General features: G+C 42.9%; 27 protein-coding genes. 8 read left to right on the forward strand and 19 right to left on the reverse strand.

Annotated features, from left to right (window positions below):
* The 3 genes from P4S58_RS19420 to P4S58_RS19430 all read right to left on the reverse strand — a co-directional run bounded on the left by P4S58_RS19420 (position 1) and on the right by P4S58_RS19430 (position 3933).
* The gene (locus P4S58_RS19420; RefSeq protein WP_181461007.1) at positions 1 to 984 is read right to left on the reverse strand and encodes an AAA family ATPase; all 984 of its coding nucleotides are present in this window, start codon (positions 982 to 984) and stop codon (positions 1 to 3) included.
* A gap of 66 nt (positions 985 to 1050) precedes the next feature.
* Positions 1051 to 2349, reverse strand: a complete 1299-nt coding sequence (locus P4S58_RS19425; protein WP_337165266.1) for an anaerobic sulfatase maturase — start codon at positions 2347 to 2349, stop codon at positions 1051 to 1053.
* Between the two features lie 66 nt (positions 2350 to 2415).
* Positions 2416 to 3933 carry an arylsulfatase gene (locus tag P4S58_RS19430; RefSeq protein WP_102965230.1) on the reverse strand — a complete coding sequence of 506 codons (1518 nt, stop codon included), beginning with the start codon at positions 3931 to 3933 and terminating at the stop codon, positions 2416 to 2418.
* Between the two features lie 142 nt (positions 3934 to 4075).
* On the opposite strand from P4S58_RS19430, the gene P4S58_RS19435 reads away from it, so the two are divergent.
* Positions 4076 to 4918: a LysR family transcriptional regulator gene (locus tag P4S58_RS19435; protein WP_102985790.1), complete on the forward strand. Its 843-nt coding sequence runs from the start codon at positions 4076 to 4078 to the stop codon at positions 4916 to 4918.
* Positions 4919 to 4921: 3 nt separating this feature from the next.
* Here P4S58_RS19435 and P4S58_RS19440 read toward each other — a convergent pair whose 3' ends face one another.
* Positions 4922 to 5884, reverse strand: coding sequence for a GGDEF domain-containing response regulator (locus P4S58_RS19440; RefSeq protein ID WP_042485849.1), 963 nt, complete (start codon positions 5882 to 5884; stop codon positions 4922 to 4924).
* Positions 5885 to 6023: 139 nt separating this feature from the next.
* On the opposite strand from P4S58_RS19440, the gene P4S58_RS19445 reads away from it, so the two are divergent.
* The gene (locus P4S58_RS19445; RefSeq protein WP_042485846.1) at positions 6024 to 6461 is read left to right on the forward strand and encodes a DUF3069 domain-containing protein; all 438 of its coding nucleotides are present in this window, start codon (positions 6024 to 6026) and stop codon (positions 6459 to 6461) included.
* Positions 6462 to 6547: 86 nt separating this feature from the next.
* Here P4S58_RS19445 and P4S58_RS19450 read toward each other — a convergent pair whose 3' ends face one another.
* The 3 genes from P4S58_RS19450 to P4S58_RS19460 form a co-directional block, all read right to left on the reverse strand.
* On the reverse strand, positions 6548 to 7591 hold the full coding sequence (locus tag P4S58_RS19450) for an AbrB family transcriptional regulator (protein ID WP_337165270.1): 1044 nt from the start codon (positions 7589 to 7591) through the stop codon (positions 6548 to 6550).
* A 79-nt stretch (positions 7592 to 7670) separates the two neighbouring features.
* Positions 7671 to 8366, reverse strand: a complete 696-nt coding sequence (locus P4S58_RS19455) for an aspartate/glutamate racemase family protein (RefSeq protein ID WP_337165272.1) — start codon at positions 8364 to 8366, stop codon at positions 7671 to 7673.
* Between the two features lie 25 nt (positions 8367 to 8391).
* Positions 8392 to 8859, reverse strand: a complete 468-nt coding sequence (locus P4S58_RS19460) for an HAD family hydrolase (protein ID WP_337165273.1) — start codon at positions 8857 to 8859, stop codon at positions 8392 to 8394.
* 90 nt (positions 8860 to 8949) lie between these two features.
* Here P4S58_RS19460 and P4S58_RS19465 point away from each other — a divergent pair, with 90 nt between their 5' ends.
* The 3 genes from P4S58_RS19465 (at position 8950) to P4S58_RS19475 (ending at position 10919) form a co-directional block, all read left to right on the forward strand.
* Positions 8950 to 9231 carry a hypothetical protein gene (locus P4S58_RS19465; protein ID WP_337165274.1) on the forward strand — a complete coding sequence of 94 codons (282 nt, stop codon included), beginning with the start codon at positions 8950 to 8952 and terminating at the stop codon, positions 9229 to 9231.
* A 157-nt stretch (positions 9232 to 9388) separates the two neighbouring features.
* Positions 9389 to 10063, forward strand: a complete 675-nt coding sequence (locus tag P4S58_RS19470) for an SDR family oxidoreductase (protein ID WP_102939599.1) — start codon at positions 9389 to 9391, stop codon at positions 10061 to 10063.
* 154 nt (positions 10064 to 10217) lie between these two features.
* Positions 10218 to 10919, forward strand: coding sequence for a tRNA (adenine(22)-N(1))-methyltransferase (locus P4S58_RS19475; protein ID WP_337165278.1), 702 nt, complete (start codon positions 10218 to 10220; stop codon positions 10917 to 10919).
* A 38-nt stretch (positions 10920 to 10957) separates the two neighbouring features.
* Here P4S58_RS19475 and P4S58_RS19480 read toward each other — a convergent pair whose 3' ends face one another.
* Positions 10958 to 11458: a GNAT family N-acetyltransferase gene (locus P4S58_RS19480; RefSeq protein WP_337165279.1), complete on the reverse strand. Its 501-nt coding sequence runs from the start codon at positions 11456 to 11458 to the stop codon at positions 10958 to 10960.
* Between the two features lie 230 nt (positions 11459 to 11688).
* On the opposite strand from P4S58_RS19480, the gene P4S58_RS19485 reads away from it, so the two are divergent.
* Positions 11689 to 12210: a DUF2058 domain-containing protein gene (locus tag P4S58_RS19485; RefSeq protein ID WP_042485978.1), complete on the forward strand. Its 522-nt coding sequence runs from the start codon at positions 11689 to 11691 to the stop codon at positions 12208 to 12210.
* Positions 12211 to 12292: 82 nt separating this feature from the next.
* Here the strand turns inward: P4S58_RS19485 and P4S58_RS19490 are convergent, their stop codons facing one another.
* The 8 genes from P4S58_RS19490 to P4S58_RS19525 form a co-directional block, all read right to left on the reverse strand.
* Positions 12293 to 12727 carry a GNAT family N-acetyltransferase gene (locus P4S58_RS19490; RefSeq protein WP_337165845.1) on the reverse strand — a complete coding sequence of 145 codons (435 nt, stop codon included), beginning with the start codon at positions 12725 to 12727 and terminating at the stop codon, positions 12293 to 12295.
* A gap of 15 nt (positions 12728 to 12742) precedes the next feature.
* Positions 12743 to 13234: a GNAT family N-acetyltransferase gene (locus tag P4S58_RS19495; RefSeq protein ID WP_042485826.1), complete on the reverse strand. Its 492-nt coding sequence runs from the start codon at positions 13232 to 13234 to the stop codon at positions 12743 to 12745.
* Positions 13235 to 13257: 23 nt separating this feature from the next.
* A complete protein-coding gene (locus tag P4S58_RS19500; protein WP_337165281.1) occupies positions 13258 to 13461 on the reverse strand; it encodes a DUF1289 domain-containing protein in 204 nt (67 codons plus the stop codon).
* 38 nt (positions 13462 to 13499) lie between these two features.
* A complete protein-coding gene (locus tag P4S58_RS19505) occupies positions 13500 to 14294 on the reverse strand; it encodes a PhzF family phenazine biosynthesis protein (protein ID WP_337165282.1) in 795 nt (264 codons plus the stop codon).
* Between the two features lie 47 nt (positions 14295 to 14341).
* Positions 14342 to 14812 carry a GNAT family N-acetyltransferase gene (locus P4S58_RS19510; protein WP_337165283.1) on the reverse strand — a complete coding sequence of 157 codons (471 nt, stop codon included), beginning with the start codon at positions 14810 to 14812 and terminating at the stop codon, positions 14342 to 14344.
* 240 nt (positions 14813 to 15052) lie between these two features.
* On the reverse strand, positions 15053 to 15418 hold the full coding sequence (locus P4S58_RS19515; RefSeq protein WP_102985785.1) for a VOC family protein: 366 nt from the start codon (positions 15416 to 15418) through the stop codon (positions 15053 to 15055).
* Positions 15419 to 15812: 394 nt separating this feature from the next.
* A complete protein-coding gene (locus P4S58_RS19520; protein WP_042485816.1) occupies positions 15813 to 16061 on the reverse strand; it encodes a DUF3297 family protein in 249 nt (82 codons plus the stop codon).
* Positions 16062 to 16191: 130 nt separating this feature from the next.
* Positions 16192 to 16686 (reverse strand): GNAT family N-acetyltransferase, encoded by a 495-nt coding sequence (locus P4S58_RS19525; protein ID WP_042485812.1) that lies wholly within the window; start codon positions 16684 to 16686, stop codon positions 16192 to 16194.
* 171 nt (positions 16687 to 16857) lie between these two features.
* Between P4S58_RS19525 and P4S58_RS19530 the strand changes: the two genes are divergently transcribed.
* The gene (locus P4S58_RS19530; RefSeq protein WP_102954230.1) at positions 16858 to 17040 is read left to right on the forward strand and encodes a hypothetical protein; all 183 of its coding nucleotides are present in this window, start codon (positions 16858 to 16860) and stop codon (positions 17038 to 17040) included.
* 39 nt (positions 17041 to 17079) lie between these two features.
* Here P4S58_RS19530 and P4S58_RS19535 read toward each other — a convergent pair whose 3' ends face one another.
* The 3 genes from P4S58_RS19535 to P4S58_RS19545 all read right to left on the reverse strand — a co-directional run bounded on the left by P4S58_RS19535 (position 17080) and on the right by P4S58_RS19545 (position 18894).
* On the reverse strand, positions 17080 to 17298 hold the full coding sequence (locus tag P4S58_RS19535) for a VF530 family DNA-binding protein (RefSeq protein WP_042485806.1): 219 nt from the start codon (positions 17296 to 17298) through the stop codon (positions 17080 to 17082).
* Between the two features lie 89 nt (positions 17299 to 17387).
* Positions 17388 to 17663 carry a putative quinol monooxygenase gene (locus P4S58_RS19540; RefSeq protein ID WP_337165847.1) on the reverse strand — a complete coding sequence of 92 codons (276 nt, stop codon included), beginning with the start codon at positions 17661 to 17663 and terminating at the stop codon, positions 17388 to 17390.
* 241 nt (positions 17664 to 17904) lie between these two features.
* Positions 17905 to 18894 (reverse strand): 2-hydroxyacid dehydrogenase, encoded by a 990-nt coding sequence (locus tag P4S58_RS19545; RefSeq protein WP_337165286.1) that lies wholly within the window; start codon positions 18892 to 18894, stop codon positions 17905 to 17907.
* A 573-nt stretch (positions 18895 to 19467) separates the two neighbouring features.
* On the opposite strand from P4S58_RS19545, the gene P4S58_RS19550 reads away from it, so the two are divergent.
* Positions 19468 to 20871 (forward strand): HD-GYP domain-containing protein, encoded by a 1404-nt coding sequence (locus P4S58_RS19550; RefSeq protein ID WP_102985781.1) that lies wholly within the window; start codon positions 19468 to 19470, stop codon positions 20869 to 20871.
* Positions 20872 to 21098 lie beyond the last annotated feature (227 nt).

The raw sequence follows: 21098 nt of genomic DNA on the forward strand, positions 1-21098 counted from the left end.
TTACCCAATATTGACGACGTCCAGTAGTTCCATGACCAAATCTTGCTGACTGATACCATCGGCGAGTGCTTCATAAGACAAGCTCAATCTGTGTCCCATTACCATCGGTGCCACGGCTCGTACGTCGTCAACAATCACATGGTCACGACCTTCTAACCAAGCGAGTGCTCGTGAACACTTGTCTAAAGCAATCGAAGCACGCGGGCTTGCACCAATGGCAAGCCAGTTAGACAACTTCGACTCTGGATACTGCTCCGGCTCACGTGTCGCCATCACCAAATTGACGATATAGGTTTCCACCAGCTCGGACAGCTCAATTTTTGTAATTTCTTTTCGAGCCTGAGTAATACAAGCAGGATCAATAGAGACTCGTTCAATGCCTGAAGAAAACCATTCCCCCGTCTCTTCTTGACGTACTAATCGGATAATATCGCGTTCAGCACTATGGGTTGGGTAATCGACACACACCTTGAGTAGGAAACGGTCCATCTGAGCTTCAGGCAGAGGATACGTACCTTCTTGCTCTATTGGGTTTTGAGTAGCCAGAACCATGAACAACTCAGGTAAGGAGTGAGTCTCACCTGCAACCGTAATAGTGCCTTCTGCCATTGCTTCAAGCAGTGCCGCCTGAACTTTGGCAGGGGCTCGGTTAATTTCATCCGCCAGAACAATCTGGTTAAACACTGGCCCCGGTTGGAAATGCAGTGACGATTTACCTTCTGATTCCTGCAGCACCTCAGTGCCTGTTACGTCAGAAGGCAGCAAATCGGGTGTGAACTGGATTCGGCCAAATGAAATAGACAGGGCATTCGCCAGCGCTTTAACGGAACGAGTTTTCGCCGTTCCCGGTAAACCTTCCAACAGAACGTGCCCGCTACTCAATAGGCCAAGCAAAATTCCTTTGACTACCGATTTCTGACCAACAACTTGTGAATCTAAATAGTTTAATAATTTCACCACATCAGAGTGGGCTTGATTAGTCATATCGTCAGTTGCTGCCATTGTTGTTTCCTACTAAGTCGTTTTGTCCAAGCCAATATGTTGTTCAATCTATTTGTTATTTTGCCCAAGTAAGACAGAAATGCCCGTTAAGATCGGTAACGAGTAGTCAAAGAAGGCCTTAATGCCCGGGCAAAGATAGTTTAGCCCCTCTTCGCCGTCAGGCGTTTTTAACAGACGGTTTTTCGGACATTCACCCCAACACAATTTCAGGTATGGACACTCTTTACAATATTTAGGCAAAGAGTCACGTTTTGCGGTGCCAAAGGCTTGTTGTCGAACAGAGAAAGCCATCTCATTCAATGGGAGATCTTTAACATTGGCGAGTTTGTATTCAGGGTAAACATAGTGGTCACAGCTAAACACATCACCATTGTGTTCAATAGCCAGTCCTTTACCGCAAAACTCCGCGGTAATACATAACTGGGAAGGTTTACCCATCACTTGAGCAACAGCCGTTTCAAACAGGTTAACCAACACTCGACCAAGATCGTTGTTCACCCACTCTTCAAACGTCGCAATCAGGAACTGCCCCCAGTCGTCAGCATCTACAGACCAGTCCGTTACCACCGACATAGGGTGTCCCGGTTTAGCAAGTTCACTGCCTACCGCTGGAATCATGCTCTCATTCCAGAATTGTGGCGCCGTGGTTTTGAAATCGCTTGGTTCAACAACGGGATTGTACTGAATGTAGGTAACTCCGAGTTCTTGAGTTAAAAAGCGATACACTTCAAGCGGATATTTGACGTTGTGATTGTTCACGGTAACCAACGCATTGAAACGTACACCATGCTGTTTCATTTTCTCAACGGCGTTCATCACCAAATGGAAGGTTGGTTTACCGCTACGTGTGACGCGATATTTATTGTGGATCTCTTCCGGACCATCGATTGAAAGACCGACAAGGAAGTTGTTCTGCGCAAGAAACTCACACCATTCATCATTCAGCAAGATGCCGTTAGTTTGCAGGTCGTTTTCAATACGAACACCTTGCGGTTGATATTTCTTTTGCAAAGATACGATTTGGCGAAAATAGTCCAGACCAAGTAAAGTCGGCTCCCCACCCTGCCAAGAAAAGACAACTTCTTCGCCATCTTGACTCTCAATATAGCTCTTCACAAAGGCTTCTAAGGTTTCATCATCCATTTTGGGTTGTTTTGGCTGATGAAGCAGATCTTCTTTATGCAAGTAAAAGCAATATTGGCAGTCAATGTTACATTTCGCGCCGCCCGGTTTTGCCATCACGTGAAAACGACGTTGGTATTGAGGTTTATCACTTAAATCTTTATACGCTGACTTTAACGCTACCACATCCAGCATTGTTGAAGCGCGCATTGAGGTTTTTGTCATTTATACGTCCTTATTTCAAAATAGGGCGCTCCGTAGAGCGCCACCATTAAATTACAACCAATTAGGTTATTTTGGAACGAAAGAACCCGCTTCCATACGTGGTGGGAACTCTTTAAACGTTTCCATCATCTCTGCCACTTTAGCCACAGCAGGAGCCATAAAGTATGAACGCTCGTACTGCCATTGGCCGTAACCAATACCTGTATCACCACGTTCAAATGGGTCGATACTTAAATCATACATCATTGGAACACGCAGTTTAGTCAGCGGTTTCTGCCAGATTGCCAGACCAGTTTCGTTCTCTTGGATATTGAAGTGGAACTTCATCTTGCCTTGACGCAAAGCAAATAAGTCACCGTCATCACTCCAGTAGAAGAACTCATTACGTGCTGACTCTTCAGATTTACCAGTCCAGTAAGAAAGTTGGTTATAGCCATCTAGGTGAACCTTGTATGACTTGCCGTCCGCTTTCTTACCTTTTAGAAGCTCGTCTTTCACTTTGTCGTTACCAGCCGCAGCAACTAATGTAGGGAAGAAATCTTCTAGGGAAGTAATACCATTTAGAGTCTGACCTGCTTCAATGTGGCCAGGCCATTTAATCATCATTGGAACACGGAAGCCGCCTTCCCAACCCGTATTTTTCTCACTACGGAATGGGCTCATACCTGCTTCTGGCCATAGGTTGATCATAGGGCCGTTATCAGTGGTATACACGATGATAGTGTTGTCTTCGATGCCTAGATCTTTAACTTTCTGCAGAATTTGACCAATTTGGTCATCATGCTGTTTCACACCATCAGCATAGAAGCCATGGCCAGTAGCACCTTTGTACTCATCTGGAAGGTGAGTAAAGTTGTGCATACGAGTGGTGTTAAACCATGTAAAGAACGGTTTCTTCGCTTTTACCTGTTTCTCCATAAAGCCTTCAGCAGCTTCAAGGAACTCACCATCCACGTTTTCCATTCGCTTACGGGTCAAAGCACCAGTATCTTCAATCTTACCGTCAGCATATGAGTGAATCACACCACGAGGACCGAACTTCTTCTTAAACTCAGGATCTTGTGGGTAGTCCACATTTTCTGGTTCTTCTTCTGCGTTCAAGTGGTAAAGGTTACCAAAGAACTCATCAAAGCCGTGGTTAGTTGGCAAGTGTTCATCTCGGTCACCTAAGTGGTTTTTACCGAATTGACCGGTTGCATAACCCATGTCTCTCAAGATAGTAGCAATCGTTGGATCTTTCTCAGAAATACCTTCTTTTGCCCCAGGCAAACCTACTTTACTTAAGCCTGTACGTTTTGGCATTTGACCTGTAATGAAAGCACTACGGCCAGCAGTAGAACTTTGCTGAGCATAGAAGTTAGTGAACTTCGCACCATCTTTTGCAATGCTGTCGATGTTCGGAGTTGTGTAGCCCAACATACCTTGGTTGTAAGTACTTAAGTTCCAGTAACCAACATCGTCACCAAAGATAACTAAAATGTTTGGCTTTTCTGCCGCGTAAGCGGTTGCGGAAGCAGCTCCGATAGCAAGTGTACATGCATTTAGCAGCAACTTGCTTGAGCGCTTTTTAGCACCTGTACTCATAAAGACTCCATTTGACGGTTAGTGAATTAGAAATGTCTATTCAAACATGCACATATCAAAGGTAGACTAAACCTAATTTAAACGAGAAACAATCCACCTTTTGTTTTATAATGCATAAATCAAATTTATGCATGGTTGGATTATGGACCTCAATTTAGTACGTACATTTTTGGTTGTTGCTGAAAACCTCTCGTATACAAAAGCAGCTGAACAGATGAACCTCACCCAACCTGCTGTCAGTTCTGCAATAAAGCGATTAGAAAAAGAATACGGACAAACTTTGTTCGTTAAAAATGGACGGGGAATAGAATTAACGACAAAAGGTTATCAACTGATACCGTTTTTTCGTCAGGCTTTAGACATTATCGAAAATGCGATGCACATGCGAGAACACTTTAATGTCTACTGTAATGAAGCGATACTTCACTGCCTTTGGCCAATGGATAACATTACTTTTACTGAATCTCCACAAGATAAAAATGTCTTGTTCGAACACATGCGTCAGCAAAAAGCCGATCTAATCATCGACACGATTTTGATGAAAGACAGTTCATTCGTGATAGAAGAAGTACATCGGGAACCTCTTGTGGTGGTTTGCCGAAAAAATCATCCACGAATCAGAGGTTCTATAACCAAGCAGGAGTACTATCAGGAACTTCACGTGCTTAATTCCGCTATGTGGGAAAATCTGCGCGGATTTGAACAAATTACTCAAGAGCCCATTGAAGAAAGAAAAACCAATATCATTAGTGGGTCTATCGCAGGGCTTATCCTTCATGCTTCACAAAGCGACGCACTGGCATTTGTGAATCAGTCTTTTGCACAAAAGTGGGCGGACAAATTGGATCTGCAAGTTTTAGAGTGCCCAATAAAAACAGATCTAGCGCCTTATCACTTGGTCTATCACAAAAGAGAGCTGAAGAACCCAGCCCACAAAGCTTTGCGAGAAAATATCAAACAAAAACTAGCAAACTATAAGTCCTAGCTCTCAGTTATAGTCAATTTGCTTGATCACATAACGATCTCGGCCTTGTATTTTGGCTTGATACAAGGCTTTATCTACCACTTCATAGATATTAGATAACGTTTCTCTTCCCGTTGGAGTAACGGAAGCTACCCCTTGGGAAACCGTGACAAAATTGGAAATAGTGCTAAAGGCGTGTGGGTAACACAGTTCATGAATTGCCATTTGAATTCGTTCCGCAGCAGTCTCACACTCTTCGTTATGAGAAAGCATGACCACAAACTCTTCACCACCATAACGACCAACATATTCACCGCTGCGACAAAACAGTCTATTGGCAACTTGCGCTATAGTGTACAAGCAACGATCGCCTTCTATATGACCATAGTTGTCGTTATACGGCTTAAATTGGTCGACATCAAACAGGATGACCGTAAAAGCCCCACCATGGCGACCATGCCAAGAGATCATCTCTTTGAGCTTCTCATCCATAAAACGACGGTTAAACACCTGAGTCAAACCATCTTCATTGGCTTGATGCTGCAACACTCTGTTGAGCTCTTCTAACTTCGCACTGGTGCGTTTCAGTTCCCTTCTCATATTGGCAATGCGCTGCATAGCAAGAAGTTTTGAGTTAAGAACCAGCTTATCAACGGGCTTAGTCAGGTAATCATCGCCACCAGCCTCTATCGCTTGCGCGATGATAGCGGGTTCATCATGCCCACTGAGAAAAATAATTGGAATCCAGTCATTAGGATAACTTGAGCGTATTGCCTGTGACAGTTGAAAACCATCCATGTCAGGCATTGATATATCTAACAGCACAAGCTCGGGATCAAACTGCGGGTAAAGCAATAAAGCTTCGCGTCCACTGGAAACAGCTTCGACATTATGACCAAGTTGTTTTAAGCGAATCGCAAGCTGCATTCTGTCTAGTTGAACATCATCAACCAACAAAATCCGCATCGAGGAACCGGAAGCTACCATGCTAATCTCTTTCTATTACAATCATATAGTTACGTATAGCATAACTTTCATAGCCTTTCACCGCTTAATAATGAAAAGCTTATGTTGACATTTCACCCAAAATTTCTAGCATTACAGTTTTTCTTACCGAGAATTTTTCATGTCTGAGACAACTCAAAACGAAGTAACGACAGTGGACTTAGAAGCCATCTCTCCAGAGTTACGCCAAGTAATCGAATTCGACCAAGTACCAGAAGAGATGTACCAAATGGTGACATCTATCCACGAAGTTTCTGAAGAAGCTGTTCGTGAAGCTTGGGATGAACTTCCAGCGAGTGCGCAAAACATTTTGGATAATTTTGAGCAGTTTCATGCACTTATTTCTGTTAGCCAAGCGTTTGCAGGTATCAATGTGATGGAAGAGTTTCCAAGCATTCAACTACCAAAAGATATGACAGAAGAAGACAAAGAACAGTACCGCGCTCAGTTGCTTGACAAAGTTCTTTACGATTGTGTGAAAGACATGGCGAAACAGCTTAAGAAAGCTCGTCGTGACCCAATCCTGAAGCGTGATTTTAAAGACGTATTCGCTAAATAATTTAGCGTCATACAGGCAAAAGCCCGCTAGCAATAGCGGGCTTTTTTACAACTGAGCTTTTAAGTCCAACAATAATGTTCAAAACACTACTGCTGTTCTCTCAACTGCTCCAATCGGTTTTTCAACACAACAGGCAAGGTGTAAAGCAGTAACAGTCGAATCGCATGATTTACCATGACGAACGCAGGTTCCAATCCAAGCAGCAGAGCAACGGCCGTCATTGCTTCCACACTTCCCGGCACCCAGGCCAACAGCACAACGACCCAGCTTAAGCCTAATAAATGAGATGCAACATAAGACGTCACTGCTGCAACAAGAAGACCAATGGCAGTGACAAACACACCCGCCTTTGAATAGGACATCGCCTCACGCAAAGTGGTTTCAGCTAAACGAGCGCCAATCAATGAGCCGAGCAGACCAGTGGCAAAGATGACAATGAACGACGGCACAGATAAATCTATCGTCGTGATATAGCTGTTACAAAAAGCAGCAATCACTAGCGATGCAATCATATACGGTGCTGGTATACCGAATCGTAGCGAAAGCTTACCGCAAATCATACTGACGGCAATGACGCCCATAAGTAACGCCCACTGTTGCCAACCAATCATCGTATGCTCAATCGCTACGTCAGCTGTAGTGTTTGAAATAAAGCCCGCTAAAACAATCAGTATGATCAAACGAACCGAGTGAGAATATACCACTCTTGGCGACGGTTTATTCCCCGATTCACTAATGACCAAAATGGCAGCCATGGCACCGGGGACAGCGCCAAGTAAGGACTCAAACGGATTCCATTTTTCTTTGTGGTGAAGCCACCAATAGCTACAGCTTGTTTGCAATATTAGGCAAATCACTAAACCAAGAATCACCGCAGGATTCAAGGTATGGGAAAGTTCGCCTAATGAGATCGTCGCGCCAACACTGATACCTAATATCACTTGGATAAACATCAGAAGCGAATTGGGAATGACGATTTGCACATTAAAGCGCTTTCTTAAAACAATAATTGCCGCTGCTGACATAAAAAGCTCAGCGAGAGGTATAGAAGACACCAGCCCAATCGACGCCGACATCAATGCAATGACGACCATGATAGGCAGACTATACCTAGAAGAACCTTCAAACATAGCTTTGTATTTACATCCTCTTTTCGCAGACCACTCCAAGATGCACATTGTACTGGCGGCTTCTTAGATGGGGGATTCTTTAGTTGGAAAGCGCTAGCTTTACGGCTTCTTCAGCGTGAATTTTTGTCGTGTCGTAAAGCTTTACTTGTGTGTGTTGTTGTTCAACCAACAGGGCAATTTCCGTGCAGCCCAGAATCACCGCTTCGGCACCTGCACGGCGTAAATTATCAATAATGGTAATGTAGTGTTCTCTGGATTCGGAAAGGATCTGTCCCTGACACAACTCATCATAAATCACTCGGTGTACGACTTCACGCTCTTCATGCTCAGGTACGATCACCTCAATACCAAATTTTTCGCTGATCCTACGTTTGTAGAAATCCTGTTCCATAGTGAAAGCCGTACCAAGCAATCCTACTTTTGAAATGCCATCTTCAATGAGCTTGTTTGCCGTTGCGTCAGCAATATGAAGAACAGGAATATCGATTTGCTCTTCAATTTGCGGGAGAACCTTGTGCATAGTATTGGTGCAGATCAGCAAAAAATCTGCTCCACCCGCCTGTATGGATTTAGCCGCGTCACCTAAAATAACACCCGCTTGATCCCAATCGCCAACTCGTTGTAATTGCTCAATTTCATCGAAATTCACACTGTAAAGCACTATCTTCGCAGAGTGCAAACCACCCAACGCCTGCTTGACACCTTCATTAATCGCTTTGTAGTAACTCACCGTAGATTCCCACGACATTCCACCCAACATTCCAATGGTTTTCACTATGTGCTCCTTTTATTGTTACGGCTTAAATACGAGTTAACTCGGTTAACGAGGTAATCGTTCTATAGGATGAATGCTTAGCGCCCGAATGACTGAGCCAAACTGCATTCAAGCCCGCTTTAACTGCTGTTGCAACATCATTGACTTCGTTATCACCAACCATAGTGATGCTCTCTGGAGGTACACCTAGCTTGTTGGCAATGTTTATATAGAAGTTAGGGTCTTGTTTGTTTAACTCTATATTTTCAAAGCAAAAATAACCTTTGATGAATGGTGCTAACCCTACCCGTTGGAAAGCGGCTTTTATATCTTGTTCACGAGAATCCGCTGCGTTTGTCGCGACATAAATATCATGTTTGCGAGAAAGTATCTCCAATGCTTCCAAAGCGCCATCAACCGCTTTAACGCTCGGCCAGTCACACATTTTCCCGATTGCATCGACATAATCGACCATCAGTGTATCGCCCCAATCGAAAAGATAAATCGAAGACATTTCATTTCCTTATGTTGTTGCTAATCACACACCATCTCGATTACCCTACTATGACTATGGAATTAGCTGCTAGGTGTAGCGAGAACTCAAGTGTCAAAAAAGCCCGATAGAATTACAGCCATGCAGCAAATCATTGATGAAGTGAAAAAACAGTTTCCTTTATACAATGAAGACACCTTTAAATGTGGTACCGACAACACTTGTATAGGCTGCCCTAAGAAACTTATGGAGCTTGTGGATTCCGAATTAAGCTATTGGCAGTACCAAATTAATAGAGGCAATGAGCCTGGTTTCGATGACATCCGTCGCTTTGGAAAAATGTGTAAAAACGTTCATCGCTCCTTAGTTAGAAACAATCGTATTCCTTCCTAAGCTTGACTTCAAGATACGCTTTTCCACAAAGCTAGACCTTTAATAAACCCATTTCACCTCATAATCATTGCGTTACGGTACGTATCTCTCTTTACGAAGAAGCCGGATACTGACACTATCTATACATCACTCACCTTGTCTATAAAAGCGAATAGCTATGAATATCCTAATCACCGGAGCGACTAGCGGCATCGGCTATGAACTCACAAAATTACTGGCTTCGAAAGGCCATAAGATTGTTGCGACTGGCAGAAACACCGACAAACTTGCCGAGTTACAAGCGGAGACTCAATGCTTCACCATTGAGGCAGATTTAAGTTGTGCCACTCAAACGGTCGAGATGTTTAACAAAGCCTATCATCAGCTAGGCAAACTGGATGTGTTAATCAACAACGCTGGCATGAACTCGAGAAAATGTGCCATTGAAGAGTTCACTCTGGAAGAATTTGATCACCAGTATGCAGTAAATCTGCGTGCTCCTGCTCTGTTGAGCCGAGAAGCCTTGACCGTAATGAAACCGTTGAAGAAGGGATTCATTATTAATGTCGTTAGCACAGTGGCAAAACGCGCCAACGAAACCATGAGCGTCTACACAGCGATGAAACAAGGCTTTGCGGGTTTCAGCTCAATACTCATGAAGGAAGCTCAGCCACATGGCATTAAAGTAACAACGCTATTTCCGGGCGGTACGGACACTAACTTCCGCGAAGTAGAACGCCCTCAATATATGAGTGCGAAGAGTGTTGCCTACACCATCAACCAGATCTTAGAACTTCCAGAAGATGTGGTGATGCATGAGATGGTCTTCCGTCCACCAGTCGAACTCGAATAACCTTCAAAGACAGAATTCGGGGCAAACAGATGCCCCGAATGATCTTCATCCTCTCACCACATATCGCACCTGAACTCGCTACCTTGTTATCTGTTTTCTAACGTGTAAAAAACCTCTAGAATGCGCCCGTTGAAATAGGTTTTAGGTACATTAGTTGAAACTCAGCAAACGACTCAAACAAATTGACCAGATGATCACAGCATCTTATGACCATATTTGGGACTGCTGTTGTGACCACGGTTTTCTTGGCGCTTCCTTACTAAACAGACAAACAGCAGCCAATATCCATTTTGTTGATATTGTCCCAAGCCTAATGGCAGAGGTAGAAAGTAAACTACAGCGCTTTTATGCTCATTCATCGTCTAAATGGCATACCCACTGCTTAGATGTCGCCAAACTACCTCTAGAAGAGTACTCAGGTAAACATCTGGTAATTATTGCCGGTGTGGGTGGTGATTTGATGATGCACTTCATCAGTGAAATACGCCGTCAGGATTCAAATCTAACAATCGACTTCTTGTTGTGCCCAGTCCATCACCAATTCGCCTTACGGCAAAAACTGATTGAGCTCGATTTCGGACTGATAGATGAAGTACTGCTTGAAGAGAATAGTCGTTTCTACGAAATCATATACGTCTCAACCAAAACGGAAGAAAGAATACCCGTCGCGATAACGGGCAGCCGTATTTGGCATTGCAACAGTGAACAACAAGCCGCTTCAGCAGACAAATACCTGAAGGCTACATTAAACCACTATCGACGCATCCAAAGTGGTAACTCAGCAGATGTTCAGCACATCATCGATGCTTATTCAGAAGTGAAGTTGGGATTCTCTCATGATCAAGTGGCTGAATAACTCCTAAACAGCCACCATGTTGAGACGAATTGAGTTGATTAATTTAGGGTTTTCTCATAGCAGGCAAGAGTCAACGTTTTGCCATTAAGCACAAACGCATTCTTCTCTTGTCCTACGCGAACAAATTCCGCTTTTTCAAGCACACGCATAGAGGCAGGGTTATTAGTAGCGGCTTTTGCCGTTAGCAATCTAAGATCCAACTCATCACGAGCAATTTCAATCAGTTGTTTCACAGCAAAGCTGGCAACACCTTTACCGCTCCACTTTTGGCAAACCCGATAACCGATTTCGCATTCGTCATCCGTTACATCAATGATATTTGCGCGGGCAATCACCTCGCAGTCTTCAACAACCACGTAGAAGTATCCGGTGCCTTCCTCATGCTGCTCAATCAAACTATTCGTGATATCGCGAAAGCTAGCAAAGCTCTCATAACTTGGTGGCCTTGGAGGCACAAATTGCTCAAACCAGTCACGGTTGTTCTTCTCAAACTCAAAAAGTGATTGGAAATGTTTTTCTTCTAATAACTCTAATTCCATATCTCAGATCCACGTGGAAATTTATTAAATGGTACGAGCCAAAATTTGAATATAACGTCCAGTGCATGGACTCGCAATGCATAAATATCACATCTCGAACAATAAGATGCGGTATTGGGAGGTGACGCCATTCACTCAGTTGACGCTAAAAGATAACAATGTCAGTCGATGCTTTATTTGCTTGGCCTGAGCCGCTAAAATGGCACAAATTTGAGGAACTGGACATATCGATGGCAAAGCTAACTCTCCAAGAACAGATGCTTAAAGCAGGCTTGGTTAATGAGAAAAAATTAAAAAAAGCAAAAAAAGGTTCGAAGAAATCTCGTGTGCAGGCGCGTGAAGTTAAAGCGGCGGTTGAAGAGAACAAACGCGCTCAATTAGAACGTGATAAGGAACTGAGTCTGCAACAAAAAGAGCAGCGTCTAAGCAAAGAAATCAGCGCTCAAATTAAGCAGTTAGTAGAAATGAACAAAATTGACATTGCTGATGGCGATATCAAGTACAACTTCACTGACGGAACGCTTGTGAAGTCTCTATATGTAACATCACTGATCCGCGATCAACTGATCAAAGGTATTGTCGCGATTGCTCGTTACGAAGAGACTTACGCAGTGATTCCAAGTGGTGTGGCAAACAAGATCGCCATGCGTGATGACAACACTGTCATCGAACAAAAAGCACTTGAAGCGGATATTCCAGCAGAAGATGATCCGTATGCAGATTTCGTCGTACCTGATGACTTGATGTGGTAATCACGACAGTTGTATTAAGTTCGAAAGCATTAAAAAACGGCGCTACTGGCGCCGTTTCTATTTCAGTTTGAGCAGATATTGGCTAGACGTTTAAGTTGTCTGAACTATTAAACGAATACATAGTTATCTCATTGCGCGGATACCAACCCAGTTTGTCGTAGAACCCTTTGGCACTATGATTTTCATTCAAGACAAATAAATGGGTTTTCGAGATGCCGAGCTCCGCCAATGCGCGAATGGATTGATCAACCAACCTCTGCCCAATTCTCTGCCCACGATAGCGATCATCTACCGCTAGGTGTTGTAAATATCCGCGGCGTCCATCTGTGCCCACAAGCACCGCACCAACAATGGTATCGCTATCAAGAGCGACAAAGCTGAGTGCAGGATTTCGCTCTAAATACGCAGCGATGTTTTGCTCAGAATCAGCGTCTCTGAGTGACAAGTTGTCGGTTTGTCCCCACAACTCAATCACGGGTTGATAATCAGAAATATCCATTTCTCGTATGGTGATCATCATACATCCTCACAATCAATCCAATACCCGCGCCATATGGTAGGCAGAGACGTATTCACCATTACGAAATGCATACGCCTTCGATTCACCTTCAACAGCAAACCCAAACTTTTTATATAAGTTAATCGCCCGATCATTGTCACTGTATACCGTCAGCTCAATCCGTTTTAGATTCAGCCAGTTGTCCGCCAGATCAATCACAGTGGCAAGCAACGCGCTACCAACGCCACGGCCTTGAACATCGTCTTTCACTCCCATACCCAGAGAAGCCACATGACGCCTGCGTGGGCTGGTGCAAACTTCAAAACCCAAGTTGCCAACAATTTCTCCATCCACTAACGCAACATAGACAAACACGTTATCTGGCACATCCGTCGTACGCTTTTCCCACAAAGTCAGCGATGGATGAGGGAGTTGGAGTGTACTCGAATAGGCGTTTTTACATTCATAAATTTGTTTGATGGCTCTTGCATCTGATGGCTCAGCCCTTCGAATTTCAACGGTCATAGTTACTCCAACACTCTCTTTTATTAACAACGTTTTCGTTGTACTTTTCTCTGTTTACATCGTTCTATAATCTGAGTTTTTTCTGCGTTAGAAGACGCACTCCAATGAATGATTTCTTCTATCGTTCGAAAACACCCAACACAAATATCTTGTTCATCCAAACAACATTGACGAATACAAGGTGATGCTGGAGAACTCCCCGCCACTTTGTCTGCTTTCGAATTCATCTTTCTCTTCCTAGCTCTGCCACGTATTTCTCTGGGAGCTAAATGTAAATAGTTCCACGAGAGTAAAGCACACCAAATCCGGACACGAGCACTCGCTCATCAGTCACTTGGCAATAAAGCACTCCACCACGTTTTGATGCCTGATAGGCAACAAGTTCACGCTTTCCGAGTTGCTCAGCCCAGTAAGGAGCAAGTCCTGAGTGAATCGAACCGGTAACAGGGTCTTCATCTCCGCCGTTTGCTGGCCAAAAGTATCGTGAAATGAAATCGAACTCGCCTTCCGATTGAGCCGTCACCACTGCATCATAGGGTGCTAATAACTTAAGTTGTTCGCTGTAATATTCCACATTTCGCACATCTTGCTCGCTCGACAAAACAACGAAATACGCTTGCCTGTTTCTGAGCACTGTTACTGGCTTAATCGATAAACCCTCCAGCAATGCAGCTGGGATATCTTCAATGATTTGTGGGAGCTGATTTGGAAAGCTCATTTCAATTAGTCCGTCATCCCGCTGGTTAACCTGAAGCTCACCAACTTGTGAAGTAACAAACTCAATCTGTCCTTCACAGCCTAAAAATTGGAAAAGAACATAAGATGCGGCCAGCGTTGCGTGCCCACAAAAATCAATTTCCGTCAGTGGCGAAAACCAACGTATTTGGTATCTATTGGGTGCCAGAGCTTTGATAAATGCCGTCTCTGATAAGTTGTTCTCCGCCGCGATATTTTGCATAAGTTCGCTAGAAAGCCATTCAGCTACGGGCACGACTGCGGCTGAATTTCCCTGAAACTTGTTATCAGTGAATGCATCCACCACAAAGACTTTTAATTCCATCTGATTGGCTCCAACGATTTATTAAACACGATACTTAACGCTTTTATCTATAAACTGAAATGCATGATGTGTTGTGGGCCGACAGGTCCACCCATATACAACTCACCACTATCCACAAAACCACATTTCAAATAACACGCATAAGCGGCCTTATTGCGGCAATTTACCGTTAACTGCATGACTTCATAATCGGGATAGTGCTTCGTCACATAGCTTGGTAACGCTTTAATGGCTTGGGTCGCAATACCTTTGCCTTGATATTTTTGGTCGACCAACAAAGCTCTTACGCCTATCGCCCTATGCTGTCCAAACTGATATTTCTCAGAGTAATCCAGATCGAGCAAAAAGAAGCCGACTGCTTTATCTTCAAAAATAATAAGGTGGGGATGTTCGGTCTCTTTTAACTGTTCAACCACTTTGAGAACATTACTGACCGTAAACTGAGCTTGGTCGCTTAGAACACTCAATAGGCTGGCTTCTTCTTCCCTGATTGGGCTGTATTTCTCAATCGTTACCACAACTATCCCTGACCCTTTTTACTTCTTGTAAGCGAGACAGATGTTCTCTCTTTGGAGGGAGAACATCATCGTTTACTGAACGTAATAGTTATGCAACAAAGATTCAACAAGAAAATAAATTAACCTGTTGATTTACCGTTATTCATAAGAAGTCGAAGAGATAGTTTTCTGCCCAGTTGCTTGGCCCTGATTTTGTAAAACCAATCATTTGTGCATGACTTCACTACCAGCGTTTAGCCGTTATTGTTCACCTAAACCTTCGGACCAAACAGCAAACTCATTGCCACTAGGTTCTGTAAAGTGAAAACGGCAACCTCCGGGAAACTCAAAGATAGGACGCACGATATCTCCCCCATTAAGCAGTACTTTCTCTAATGTCTCCTCAATGTTGGCACTGTAGAAGATCAGTAGTGCACCGCCGTTGGCGCTTAGGCTGCAAGCGTCTGCTTTGTAAAAGCCACCATCAATCCCTTGATCTGAAAACGCAGCGTAGTCTGGTCCGTAATCAATAAACTCCCAGCCGAAAACCATAGAGAAAAAAGTCTTAGTGGCAACTAAATCTTTCGCGGCATATTCAACGTAATTGATTTTTTCATGTTGTTTCATTGTTTTCCCTTCCTTCAATAACTGCTTGCTATCAAGCCATATTCTCAAACAACTATTGGCAATAACTTGATTTCACACTTTATTTAAGCCTAGCACTCTATTGGATATCAGGAAGTTTCAGCAAGCGAAACTCGTTGAAAATTACAGTTGAAGATCAGCGATATAAATAATGGTTGGGATTGCTTTAGTCAGTTGAAAAACAAACACGGCGATCATTCGAAGGTAACAACAAACAACAAGTGACGATGTCACGATAACTATTCACAACAGAGGCGAGTTTCGTACTAGGAGGTTTATAGGAAATGAAAACTGTGGAGAAAGATACATAGAGCTTGCACCCCATGTATCCAATTCAAGTGACGAATAGTGAATATTCGCCAAAGAGAAGAGCGGCTTACTTGTAGAAAGCTTCTACTTCACCTTTTAGAGTGATTAGCATTGGGTTACCCCAACGATCTTTCGCTTTTGGTGAAGGAATTTTTACCCAACCTTCACTGATGCAGTATTCTTCAACATCAGTACGCTCTTTACCGTTAAGACGAATACCAATATGGTGTTCAAAACACTCAGCAACGAAATGTGGGCTGCGTGGATTGCCTGATAGATGATCTGGTAAAGCTGGTTTAGAGTTGTTTTCGCTCATTTTTATGACCTGATATAAAAAAAGTAGGCCATTTTAAACAAAGCGAGCCACAGGCTCAACAAATAACACCCGACATGACACTGTGGTTAATAGGATCAGCAATCTTATCTTCACTAACGTGATTGTCGCTCTAGCTGTTAAATTCTAGCTGCCAGTAACCTACTGAGATCTGTTGATCAAATTTAAATCCTATATTGTTAAACTCGCCAACTTTCTTAAACCCCATGCGCTCATGCAAAGCCACGCTTGAAGGGTTAGGAAGAGCGATAGAACCAACAGCATTTTTGAAACCCGCGCTTTTCAATATCTCCAATAGCTCGCCATAAAGTAAACGACCGATACCTTTGCCTTTCATTTCATGGGCAACGTATATGGACGGTTCAACGGTATAGCGGTATGCGCTGCGGGCTTTCCACTGGTTAGCGTAAGCATAACCTCTCACCTCACCGTCTTGCTCTAGGACGATCCAAGGCAGCCCCAGACTCAACACGTTTTCAACGCGGTTGGTCATTTCTTCTGTGCTTACAGGCAATTCTTCGAAAGATATGGTGGTGGTAGCAATATAGTGATTATAGATCCGAGCCATTGAATCAATATCTGAACTCGATACTTTACGAATGAGCATACGTCCTCCATGACGTCATCTTGTTGTTGATCTGCGCTTCAACTGATAAACAATATTTTGCTCAATTTAAAACAAATCTTACTTATTTGACATAGTATTTTCGGCTGTTGATTCAACAAAGACCTTAACCTCAACTATGCTTGTGATCTCATAAGTAGTGAGGACCGCTTTATGGTGGAAAAACTGAAGATGCCTTACATCACGGAAACCGTCTTGGTTGATGGTGTATATCAAGCTGAGCGCAGGATCGTCATTGAACGACGCCAAGGTAAGAAGCATGCCGTGAATTATGAACGTAGGAGGAATCAAGACCCGCGCTTACCTGCATCAAAACCCATTGACGAAGTCATATAGGTACGTTACCCAATCACATTAAGTCCATTAGCAGATGTCTTAACTGAAGGTTCGAATATAAAGAGCTTCTACCTTGTCTCTCGCCCATTGAGTGCGGCGTAAAAACTTCAGCGATGATTTGATTGAAGGATCGTTATAAAAACAATTCAAATGAATTTCAGCATCTAAACCTTCCCAGCCATAGTGTTCGACCAACTGAGTGAGAATTTTCTCTAGGGTTAGACCGTGTAATGGATTGTTAGCTTGCGGTTGGCTCATTTGGTGCTTCTCAGTAACAGAAAAATTGGAGGGGCAGTTTAACAGAAAGGTCAAACAAGACCTTATCTATCTCAGAATTCCCCAGGAAATTATTCAACAATCTCATAGTAACGCTCGACATTTCGCGTAACTTCACCCCAATAAGACGCTTTAACACGCTGCTGATGATATTCAAACGAAGCTTTATCTAAAAACTCTTCATAAACATCAAACCGTAAAGGGTTATCAGAGTTTTCAACCACATCAAAGACTAAGCATCCTTGTTCTTGCAGCGTCAGCCTTTTGTGATTGATCAATTCTTGTTTAACGGCATCCAAATCCGCTTCAGGAACAAGTATAAAACCTTTTAAAACGACTTTAGACAAAAAAGTGTTGGGAGTATCTCGCATAATCAAGCCTTCAGATAACTTCAGATATCCCAAAACGAACCGACCACCACTTTTATCCGATGGTCGAGTTGCACAGTAATGGAGCATTTGAATTACATGCTATATAGAGCCTTAATCATCAAAAAACAGCTCCGAGCCCATTAAACCGGTATCTAGGTGAAATGATTTATTCAGTGTATTTAAACAATTAAAGCGACCCGTAAAATAAAAAACATGTCTACAAAAAATTTGAGCTCGGTTTTGAATGGATGAATGCGTCAATATTATTTAATGTGGTTACAGCAATATTATCTAGTGCATCGGAGGTTAGAAAAGCTTGATGCCCAGTGAAAATAACGTTGTGGCAGGCTGACAGCCTGCGGAATACATCATCCACGATGACATCATTCGATTTATCTTGGAAGAATAGATCTTTTTCAGCTTCATAGACATCAAGACCAAGTGCCCCGATATGTCCTTCTTTAAGTGACTCAATTGCAGCAGAGGAATCTAATAACTCTCCACGACTAGTATTAATGATCATCACGCCATGCTTCATATTATCAAAGGCTGCTTTATCCAGAAGGTGGTAATTATCTGGTGTCATCGGGCAGTGAAGTGAAATGACATCAGACTGTTCAATTAAATCATTCAAGCTGCAATAGCTGGCACCAATTTCTCGAGCAATGTCGCTTGGGAAAGGGTCGTAGCACAACACATTCATTCCAAGGCCTTTTAAGATTCTTATCGTGGCTAAGCCAATTTTCCCAGTACCAATGATGCCCGCTGTCCTACCATGAAAATTAAAACCGACGAGACCTTCTAGCGAAAAATTTGCTTCTCTTGTACGTTGATAGGCCTTATGAAAACGTCGGTTTAAAGTCATCATTAACCCAACTGCATGTTCAGCGATCGCCTCTGGTGAATAGGCTGGTACGCGTGCAACTGCAATATTGAACTCTTTAGCAGCTTCTAAATCGACGTTGTTAAAACCCGCACAGCGCATGGCAATCATTTTCACGCCATAACTCGCCAATTGCTCGATAACCTCGCGGGACAAATCGTCATTAACGAAAGCACACACCACCTCGCAACCCTGTGCAATTTGTGCGGTTTTGCTGGTGAGTAAAAAATCATGAAAATGATAGGATATATCTTCACGGTTTTTTACTTGCTCAAAACTCACTTGGTCGTAAGACTTCGTACTAAAAAAAGCAATATTAATCATAAGGTTTCCTTCCAGCTCATTCTCATAAGCCATAATGGTGAATGAGGTTAAAGTTTCTGATTTAGCGTTTCAGCTAAGCCTAGTCTATACGCATCAATATCATAGCTAAGCCATTATACGAAACCACTTTTACTCTTCTTTGTCCCTTAAAATCATCAAACATGATTGCCCATCATAGGTTTTTGCCACAATACCTTGTCGAGATAGCTCGATTTACCATTAGGGTATTTTTGTCGGTGAACAACTAAGACTGAAACTCTGACAGTAAAGTTTAAAACTGTGACATTGAAGATTAGAACTTTTCTGCTGCTGAATGTTACAGACTACCTTTTGGCCGACAGAATCGCTCGGTGATCACACACAACCGACCTTTTTGTTTTGTCACATTTTGGGACAGAAGTTTGTTAGCGCCTTTACTAGCTAAGCGTTAGAGGTTTTATTTGAGATATTGCGCCCCCTTTCTAACGGGTCAAAATTACTCATCCACCACAGTATTTTTGTTGTTATTTGTCATTAGATTAGAGTGTAAGGTTGCACTATAATTTTTGTTTAAATATTGATAAGTAGAGTGCGATGTTACTACAAGGTTCGAATCTCAATATGCCCCTAGCCGAGCTGATTTCTTCACTGACAGTAGCATTAGACATGACAGAGGGGCAGCCCTATGAACACAGTATGCGTTGCTGCTGGATTGGAATGCATATTGGTGAACGAATGAACCTTTCATCATCAGAGCTTCATGATCTTTATTTTACGTTACTTCTCAAGGACGCTGGCTGCAGTAGCAATGCTGCGCGTATTTGTGAGCTTTACGCCACAGATGATCTCATTTTTAAACAACGTTATAAAACGGTCGGTACTAGCCTGACCAGTGCGATTAATTTCGTCTTAAAAAATGCAGGTTCAGGAGAACATTGGCGCAAGCGTATCTCGACCACGATTGATATTTTGAAAAATGGCACAGATTACGCACAAGAACTGATTCAAACACGTTGTACCAAAGGCGCAGACGTTGCTCGTGAGCTTTTGTTCAGTGAAAATGTAGCACAGGGCATCAAACATTTGGATGAGCACTGGGATGGCTCAGGGCGTCCTGATGGATTGATGTATGATCAAATTCCATTGTTTTCAAGAATTGCTCTTCTTGCTCAAGTGATGGATGTTTTTCAACGTGAACATGACTTGAATAGTGCATTTGCTGAACTAGAAAGTCGTTCTGGAAACTGGCTGGACCCAAACTTAGTGGCCATCTCTAAACAGTTGAAAGGCAGTCCTGATTTTATTAAGGCACTTAATGCACCATCCATAGTCCCTTTTGTGCTTGCCATGTCTCCCGCCCAAGCGATGATTCCACTAGATGATGACTATTTTGATCGAATAGTAACTGCCTTTGGCAAAATCATCGATGCTAAGAGTCCTTTTACCTCCGGACACAGTTCCAGAGTAGCTGTTTTCAGTACGCTCATTGCTGAAGAACTCAATTTAGACCAAGAAGATCGACGCTGGCTAAAACGTGCGGCACTGTTACATGATCTCGGCAAACTTGGGGTAAGTAACACTATCTTAGATAAACCAGGAAAATTGGATGATGACGAGTGGGCACAGATACAAAATCACGCAGTGTTTACCAGAGAGATCATCGATAAGATATCTCCCCTAAAACAATTTGCCAAAATGGCAGCGGCTCATCATGAAAAATTAGATGGTACAGGCTACCCCGACGGACTGCTTGCAGATGAAATTTCTATGATGACGCGGATTATTACCACCGCTGATATCTTTGATGCTATTACGGCTGAGCGCCCGTATCGAAGCGCCATTCCGATTCCGAAAACGTTAGAAATCATGGAAGAAAATGTGGGTACAGCCATCGACCCAGTGTGCTTTAATGCGCTAAAAGTGGCACTGAACAAACTCCCTGAGAAATATATAAAAGATATTGGTATGAGTGAGGTTCCCGCGTCACCTATGCTCTAGATTGATTTGAAAAAATAATAACTGGGTTAGATTTATCTCTCCAATAGAGCGATTGGCTAGCTCATTAATAAGGGCAAGTAAATACGACTACTAACATCAGGCCTTTACTTTTTACAAGGATGACTTCTTATAGATCAAACACCAAATAACAGAATGCGAACTAATGTTTACGCTAACACACAAAGGGGCAAATATGAGCTAGCCTGATCAACTGGCTCAGCGTTAGA

This window comes from Vibrio sp. Hal054, from assembly GCF_037162405.1.
Classification (GTDB): Bacteria; Pseudomonadota; Gammaproteobacteria; order Enterobacterales; family Vibrionaceae; genus Vibrio; species Vibrio diazotrophicus.